We start from the raw sequence: 7,002 nt of genomic DNA, 5'->3' as shown, positions 1-7,002 counted from the left end.
GCTGGCGTATCAAAGGGTGATGGCCGCTTTCGCTCGCAGTGTGGGTGCGAGTGAGCAGCACTGCGTGCTGGTCGTTGAAGACGGTGCAGGCTTTCATGTCCCTCCGCTGGAGGGACATCCCCCCGGCATTCAGACCATCACCATGCCCGCGTACTCACCAGAACTGCAACCTGTAGAGCGCCTGTGGGACCTCACCGACGCCACGGTTGCCAACCGCTGGTTTGAAACGATGGATGACTTCACCGATACCCTGGGCCAGCAGTGTGCCTGGCTCGAAACCCAGCCGAACCTCCTCTCCCAGCAGACCCTCTTTCACTGGTGGCCTCTGTCAAGAAATTAATCGGAGTCCGTATTACATGCTCGGCGGGCGCGACGTGACCACCCTGTCCGAGAACGAACGCGCCGAGGCCCGCAACACCGATATCGGCTTCGTGTTCCAGGCCTTTCACCTGCTGCCGCGCCTGAACCTGCTGGAAAATGTGGAGGTGCCGCTGACCTATGCCGGGATTCCCGCTGCCGAACGCCGCGAACGCGCCCTGGACGTGCTGCGGCGCGTGGGGCTGGAAGACAAGGCCCGCAACCTGCCCAGCCAGATCAGCGGCGGACAGAAACAGCGGGTGGCCGTGGCCCGCGCCCTGGCCGGAAATCCCCGCCTGCTGCTGGCCGACGAACCCACCGGGAATCTGGACACCCGCACCGGGGAAGAAGTCATGGCCCTGTTCGGTGAGTTGCACGCCGAGGGCACCACCGTCGTCCTGGTCACGCACGAGCCGGACATCGGCGCGTATGCGGGCCGCATCATCCGTGTGCGCGACGGCGTGGTGGAATCCGATACGCGGCAGACCCCTCGGCGGGCCAGCCCATGACCACCACCTCCGAGACCCGGCAGGAACGGGCGGCGCAGATGGCCCCGGCTCCTCCGGCGCGGCGCGGCGGCATCGGCCTGGGTGGGGCGTTCACGATTGCGTGGCGGGCGATCATCGGCACGCCCATGCGCAGCATCCTGACCGCGCTGGGCGTGATCATCGGCGTGGCGGCGGTGGTGGCGCTGACCGCCATCGGGCAGGGCAGCACGGCGGGGGTCACGGACCGGTTGGAATCGCTGGGGACCAACCTGCTGACCGTCCAGAGTGCGCGGGGCGGGGGCGGCGGCTCTCTGGTCCGGGGCGGCCCGAGTCAGACCATCACGGTGCAGGACGCGGAAGCGCTCTCTACAGCTTTCGGAGACCGCGTTTCAGGCGTGGCCCCCAGTGTCAACAGCAACGTGCAGGCCAAGCTGGGCAGCGTCAACACCCAGGCCAGCGTGGTGGGCACCTGGCCCGCCTACGCCGCCGTGCGCAACAGTCCCGTGGAGGCCGGAGACTACTTCACGCAGGCCGATGTGGACAGCCGCAAACGCACCGCCGTGATCGGGCATCAGGTCTTGACTGACCTGTGGGGCGAGGGCGCAGTCCCAGACGATGCCCTGAATCAGAACATCCGCCTGGGCAGCGTGACCTTCACGGTGGTGGGCGTGCTGCCCGACAAGGGCAACAGCGGTTTCGGCAACGCCAACTCGCAGGTCCTGATTCCCCTCAGCACCTACCTCCAGCGCTTCTCGCGCACCAACAGCACGGGCGGCAAGCCCACGGTCAGCAACGTCTATCTGTCGGCCACCGATGCCAGGGACCTCACCCAACTTCAGGCCGACGTGACCGATCTCCTGAGCGTGCGCCATGACCAGACCGATCCTGAGAATCTGGATTTTCAGGTTCAGAACCAGGCCGACAGCCTGGAAAGCCTGAACGCCATTACCTCCACCCTGACCATTCTGGTGGGTGCCATCGCCGGAATCAGCCTGCTGGTGGGCGGCATCGGGATCATGAACATCATGCTGGTCTCGGTGACGGAACGCACCCGTGAAATCGGCGTCCGCAAGGCGCTGGGGGCCAAGCCACGCGACATCCTCACGCAGTTTCTGGTGGAGGCCTCCCTGCTGTCCATCGGCGGCGGAATCATCGGGCTGGGGCTGGGGGTGGCCGCTGCTTACGCGGGCAAATTCTTTAATATCGCGCCCGTCTTCAGCGCCACGCCCATCGTCGTCGCCTTCATCTTCAGCGCGCTGGTGGGCATCTTCTTCGGCTACTACCCGGCGGCGCGGGCGGCCCGGCTGGACCCGGTGGACAGCCTGCGCTACGAGTGAGAACCGCGTTTTACCGTCAGGAAGTCAGACCGTCTCACCGCCCCAAACCCCGTCTCACACCTCTTCCTCAAGGAATTACACCATGAAAAACACTATCTTTTTAACCGCTGCCCTGGCCCTCACGGCCCTCGCCTCCGCCCAGCAGAGTGGTCAGACCCTGACCGCCGAACAGCGCGCCCGTATGGCGCAGATGCAGTCCATCAATGACCTGTCGCAGACGGTACGGCTGCTCCCCGAGCTGGAAAAAAACAGGGCCACCGCCGCCACCAAGGCCCAGGCCAAAAGCCTGCTGAACCTCTTCACCGCCCTGCAAAAAGCCACGGCCATTGCGCCCAACGATGCAAAGAAGTACCTGACACAGATTGAGGACAAGATTCTGACCGACAAACAACTGACGGCGCTGGATACGCTGGTCATCAAGGCCGAGAAGGAGCGGGAAGCCCAGCGCGCCCAGCGGCAGGCAGGTGCGGGTGGACAGGGCGCGGGCGTGCGGATTCCGGGCATTCCCGGCGGCATCGGGGGCGGACAGCGTCCCGGCGGGCAGGGCGGCGTGAATTCGGGCGGCCAGGGCGGCCAGTTTGACCCTGGCAAGTTCAACCCGTTCAAGACCGGGCGCGGGGCGGATGCGTTGAAGGCGTACATGGCCGTGTTGCAGAAGAAGTAATGCCGCCATCCAGCCCGCCCACAGCCACCAAAGCTGCGCTGGACCTTCATGGGATCTTCGGCGTCTCACTCCAGACTCTGCCCATGCTTCGGTCACTCACCTCCCTGATCCGGCCCCCTTACCGCCTCCAGAGCGTCTACGAACGGCTGCTGGGAACGGAGATTGAGGTTCAGGTGGTGGCCCGCAACCAGCAGCAGGCCGAGGCCGCCGAGAGAACCGCACTGGACGAGCTGGAGCGGCTGAGCGCGGTGCTGAGCCGCTTTGACCCGCAGAGCGAGCTGTCGCGCTGGCTGACCCGGACAGGCGAGCGGGTTCGCCTCAGCTCTGAGTTGCGGGCGGTGCTGGCCCTCGCCGACGACTGGCGCGAGCGGACGGACGGGGCCTTCCATCCGGGGGCAGACGCCCTGGGCCGGCTGTGGCAGACGGCGGCAGCACAGGGCCGCGGGCCGGACACGGGCGAGCTGACGGCGCTAACCCATCACCTTCAGTCTGGTCCCTGGACCCTGCACGGCGACGGCACCGCCACCCTGCACGCCACGTATCCGCTGGGCCTGAACGCGCTGGCCAAGGGCTGGATCGTGGACCGCATGGCCGCGCTGGCCTGGCAATCTCCTGGCGTCCAGGCCGTGCTGGTCAATGCAGGCGGCGATCTGCGAACGATGGGGGGGCGGGGATTGACGGTCACGGTGGCCGACCCCTTCACGGCCCGCGACGACGCCTCGCCGCTGGCCCGCGTGCAGGTTCAGAATGGGGCGCTCGCCAGCAGCGGCAGCGCCCACCGGGGCGTGCAGGTGGGAGGCCACTGGCACTCGCACCTGATTGATCCCCGAAGCGGCCAGCCCGTCCAGCACGTTCCCGGCGTGACTGTTATTGCCCCCGACTGCGCCGCTGCCGACGCGCTGGCCACGGCCCTGAGCGTACTCGGTGCCCTGGAGGGCCTGGCCCTGGTCCATTCCCTGCCGGACTGCGCCGCCCTGATCGTCACGCGAGACGGGCAGCAGCACCGCAGCAGCCTGTGGCCTCCAGACGGCCCAGCCCAGTAAACAGCCCACTGAATTTCAGACCTCCACTCCAGCTCACCTCTCTACATTTGATTCCAGGAGCCACCAACATGACCGACACCCGACGAACCTTCCTGCGCAAACTGGCCGCCGCAGGCGCGGCCCTCACCCTCTCGCGCGTGTTGCCTGGCAGCGTCGCCAGCGCCGCCACCGGCAAGCCCTGGACTTCGGGCATGGGTCTGGACGTGAACTTCACAGTGGCCACCCAGGCCACAGGCCGCGTCAAACGCCCCTACGTCGCCGTGTGAATCGAGGATGGGGCGGGCAACACGGTCCGTAACCTGAGCGTGTGGATGCAGCAGAGCCGCCTGAATCCGCGCTGGCTGGCCGAGCTGCGCCGCTGGACCCGGCAGAACGCCGATCTGCTCAGCACCGTGAGCAGCGCCACCCGCAACCCCGGCAGCTATGCCGTCAAGTGGGACGGCAAGACCGACAAGGGCGCGCTGGCCGGGCAGGGCGACTATTACGTGTGCATCGAGACCGCCCGCGAACACGGTCCCTACAGCCTGGTGCGCGAGAAAGTAACGGTAGGCGCAAGCGCCTTCAAGAAAACGCTTGCGACAGACAATGATATCGAGGCCGCCAGTGTCGCTTACGGCAAAGCCTGAGGGGCAGGGCAGCGAGGGGACGCGAACCGCGCGTCCAGCCGCCCGTCCCCGCACCCTCAAGGCCCGCAGCCATGTCTGGTTACGCTGGCTGCATACGTACACGTCGATGATCAGCCTGCTGCTGGTGCTGTTTTTTGCCCTGACCGGCATCACCCTCAACCATCCCGACTGGGCGTTTGGCAACTCAGAGGTCCGGCGGGAAGTGACCGGTACGCTGCCCGCAGGCTGGATCAGTGCGGGCAAGGTGGACTGGCTGACCGTGGCCGAGGAATTGCGCGCCCAGCAGGGCCTCAGAGGACGCGCCGGGGAGACACGGATGGACGGCAGCGAGGCCAGCATCTCGTTTCAGGGTCCAGGCTACAGCGCCGACATCTATATCGACACGGCCACCGGCAACTACACCGCCGCGGTGCTGGCGCAGGGCGGCGTGGCCGTGCTGAATGACCTGCACAAGGGCCGGGATACCGGCGGGGCCTGGAAGTGGCTGATTGATGTCAGCGGCGGCATTCTGACGCTGGTGGCGGTCACGGGCATCGGCATCCTGCTATACCTGAAGAAGACCCGCGCGCAGGCGTTGATCGTGATGGGCGTCGCCTCGCTGATCGTGCTGGGGCTGGGCTGGCGGGCGCTGGGCTGAAGACAAGATCAGTGGACTTGTCCCGTGGCGGTGCAGGTCCACATCTGTGGCGATTCTCCACAGTTTCTGGACTGTTTCTTCGGTCCGGGTTGAAAGGCTCAGGGCAGGGCCGGAAGTCGGTTCGGGCGCGCACCCTTCAAGGAGAAAGCTGCATGAGTCAAGTGCTGCACGACATTCACGCTGCTGTTGCGACGACAGCTTGAATCTGCCCAGTACACCAGTCGGGTGTTTCAAGAAGAATTGGCCCGCCTGCGGGCCAAGGGGAGAATGAGTCGGAAGGGGGATTGCTGGGACAACGCTGTCGTGCAGAGCTTTTTCAGCTCCCTGAAAAGAGAGCTGTTCGAGAACCACACGGTGGCCCGGCAGGCCATCTTCGAATACACCCTGGTTTTCCACAACCGATAGCGCCGCCACTCCACACTGGGCTACCTGATACGGATTCCGTCTGTTTCGCGCAGAAATCGGGACAGCGCCGATTCCCGCACTCCACGCCCGGAACCCGTTTTTCTCCTGCTCACTCCGTTCGGATTTCCAGGTGTTTTCAACACCTTTTAATCGGAGTCCGTATGACACCTCACGAATTCGAACGCCAGGCTAAAGTTGCACAACCTCAACGCCGCAATAGCGGGGCAGCCCCAGACTTCGGTAGAGCCATCTCCAGCAGATGGGCCAGGGCCAGCACTGCCGCCGCGTCCCAGCCCTGCGCATGACAGGCGGCGTGCCGTCCTGGCGCGGAGACCGCGTGCGCCTGTCAGCGCACGATCCGGCAAGTGGACTCCAATACGCGGCACGCGCCTAGATGAAGATGCCTCTGGGCAGATACAGGCTGACCAGCCAGTTGGGCGCGTCCACGATCTCGCTGATGCGCAGGTCCGCCGCCACGCTGCACAGCAGATAGGCTTCCTGTAGTGACAGACCATACTCGGCTGTCATGAAATCCACCATCGAGCGGGTGGCGTCCTGTGCGGCAGCGTACAGGTCTGGCCCGATGCCCGTGGTGACCTGATATCCGGCCCCGTCAATGTGCCCCGTGACGGGTCCAGGTGTCGAGAAACGCGGCGTTTTCAGGTGTGCCGCTTTCTTCAGTGTAAAACGCAGCGTGACGTGCATGGCCGATTCGATGGCGGTGCCGCAGACCTCACCGTCACCCTGGGCTGCGTGGGTGTCGCCCACCGAGAACAGTGCCCCAGGCACGGCAACGGGCAGGTGCAGCGTGGACCCTGCCGTCAGATCCCGGATGTCCATGTTGCCCCCCACGGACCTCGGCGGCACGACGGAGTGATGGCCTGCCTCGGCGGGCGCGTTGCCGATGGTGCCGGGAAAGGGCCGCACCGGCACCCGGATACCCGGCAGGAACTCCGCCGAACTGTCGCCGTACTGCCACAGCTTGAGATAAGGCTCGGCGAATTCATCCGCCAGCAAGCCGAAACCTGGAATGATGGCCGTCCAGCCGAAGCCCGAGGGCCGGAATTCCAGAATGTCCACCTGCAATGCGTCGCCCGGTTCCGCCCCGTGTACGTAGACCGGGCCGGTCACTGGATTGATTTTCGAGAAATCCAGCGCGGTCACATCGGAAGAGGTGGACGCAGGGGTGAACTGCCCGCCGCCGGAATCGATGACCTCGAATTCGATGGTCTCACCGCTCTCGACTTCCAGCGCGGGCGGCAGGCTGTTGTCCCAGCCGTAATGGTGGTCGTGGATGGTGCATTTGGGTCTGGACTTCATGGTGATCCTCCCATTATTGAACGCAGTTGCTCCGACCGGGGCAGATTGATCTGTGACAGCTTCGACGACGTGAACTCAACGCGGTCTTCCATCGGGCTAGACAAGGGCGCATTCCAATTCGTTGA

The 7,002-nt window shown here is 65.2% G+C and carries 8 protein-coding genes and 2 pseudogenes; 9 read left to right on the top strand and 1 reads right to left on the bottom strand.

The window, feature by feature from the left end:
- The 9 genes and pseudogenes from Q319_RS27930 to Q319_RS0114830 all read left to right on the top strand — a co-directional run.
- Positions 1-340: pseudogene (locus Q319_RS27930) on the top strand (hypothetical protein); the annotation flags it as partial.
- A 16-nt stretch (positions 341-356) separates the two neighbouring features.
- A complete protein-coding gene (locus tag Q319_RS0114860) occupies positions 357-866 on the top strand; it encodes an ABC transporter ATP-binding protein (protein WP_211252376.1) in 510 nt (169 codons plus the stop codon).
- Positions 863-2,182, top strand: coding sequence for an ABC transporter permease (locus Q319_RS0114855; RefSeq protein WP_156039367.1), 1,320 nt, complete (start codon positions 863-865; stop codon positions 2,180-2,182). The genes Q319_RS0114860 and Q319_RS0114855 overlap by 4 nt, the downstream gene beginning before the upstream one ends.
- Positions 2,183-2,264: 82 nt before the next feature.
- A complete protein-coding gene (locus Q319_RS0114850; RefSeq protein ID WP_029483261.1) occupies positions 2,265-2,846 on the top strand; it encodes a hypothetical protein in 582 nt (193 codons plus the stop codon).
- 83 nt (positions 2,847-2,929) lie between these two features.
- Entirely contained in the window at positions 2,930-3,889 is a 960-nt protein-coding gene (locus Q319_RS0114845; protein WP_029483260.1) for an FAD:protein FMN transferase, read from the top strand.
- 68 nt (positions 3,890-3,957) lie between these two features.
- Positions 3,958-4,155 carry a twin-arginine translocation signal domain-containing protein gene (locus Q319_RS28735; RefSeq protein ID WP_245619271.1) on the top strand — a complete coding sequence of 66 codons (198 nt, stop codon included), beginning with the start codon at positions 3,958-3,960 and terminating at the stop codon, positions 4,153-4,155.
- A complete protein-coding gene (locus Q319_RS28730; protein ID WP_281173841.1) occupies positions 4,156-4,515 on the top strand; it encodes a DUF2271 domain-containing protein in 360 nt (119 codons plus the stop codon).
- Entirely contained in the window at positions 4,493-5,152 is a 660-nt protein-coding gene (locus Q319_RS0114835) for a PepSY-associated TM helix domain-containing protein (protein WP_245619267.1), read from the top strand. Before Q319_RS28730 ends, Q319_RS0114835 begins: the two co-directional genes overlap by 23 nt.
- Before the next feature lie 210 nt (positions 5,153-5,362).
- Positions 5,363-5,554 (top strand): annotated as a pseudogene (locus Q319_RS0114830) (IS3-like element ISDds1 family transposase); the annotation flags it as partial.
- 393 nt (positions 5,555-5,947) lie between these two features.
- Here the strand turns inward: Q319_RS0114830 and Q319_RS0114825 are convergent.
- A complete protein-coding gene (locus Q319_RS0114825) occupies positions 5,948-6,877 on the bottom strand; it encodes an acetamidase/formamidase family protein (RefSeq protein ID WP_029483257.1) in 930 nt (309 codons plus the stop codon).
- Positions 6,878-7,002: the final 125 nt, after the last annotated feature.

The organism is Deinococcus marmoris DSM 12784 (assembly GCF_000701405.1).
Taxonomy (GTDB): Bacteria; Deinococcota; Deinococci; order Deinococcales; family Deinococcaceae; genus Deinococcus; species Deinococcus marmoris.
The sequence above is the reverse complement of the archived record's forward strand: the minus strand, read 5'-3'. Positions and strand labels throughout refer to the sequence as shown.